The sequence below is a fragment of the Mycobacterium hippophais genome (assembly GCF_027529605.1).
Classification (GTDB): Bacteria; Actinomycetota; Actinomycetes; order Mycobacteriales; family Mycobacteriaceae; genus Mycobacterium; species Mycobacterium arseniciresistens.
Map to the genome: position 1 here is coordinate 1 of NZ_JAPZPY010000034.1, position 571 is coordinate 571.

General features: G+C 60.4%; 1 protein-coding gene. It reads right to left on the minus strand.

Features of this window, described 5'->3' with window-relative positions; translation table 11 throughout:
• Nucleotides 1-73 precede the first annotated feature (73 nt).
• Complete coding sequence (locus O6P37_RS28420; RefSeq protein ID WP_244770127.1) at nucleotides 74-316, minus strand: hypothetical protein; 243 nt, start codon at nucleotides 314-316, stop codon at nucleotides 74-76.
• Nucleotides 317-571: the final 255 nt, after the last annotated feature.

Below are 571 nucleotides of genomic sequence, written 5' to 3' on the forward strand. Positions count from 1 at the left end.
ACATAACCGGCTTATTTCAAATTCAAGGCCGAAACGCATGCCGGTCTTCGCTTTTGACGACCCTGCCGGCCGGTCAGGCCAGCCGCCGGTCTTCATGCTCATGGTTCCGGCAGGCCTCCAGGAACGCCTCGGCCGCATCGGGGTCGGCGCGAAACTGCTCGAACGCTTCGGCGCTAATGCGGAAATAGGCCTCGTATTCCGCGGCGCGGTTGAAGCCGCTGACGGGCGTTGAAAGGTAAAGGGCACCCGTTTCCGCGTCCCGCCCCAGGCTGAAGCGATGCGCGCGAAAGACAGCGATATCGACGAAACGGCCCATCCCCTCGCTCCCCGACAATTGCAGGACCGGACGAGCCTCGCAGGCGGCCGGTGGCCGCGCAAGATGGCACCGCGCCTTTCGTGCGCAACAGGCGTTTCGCGAAAACGACAGTCGGCCAACCGAAGAGTCTGCCGGCCTCATCCGTTGAATAGGCAGTCGCTGCAAATTCGGCCTTGAAAGCACTAATGAAGTGCTTTATATATTTAACCATGGTAACGAAGTTCACATCCAGCCTCAGGCTCGTCCTTCAGCCCA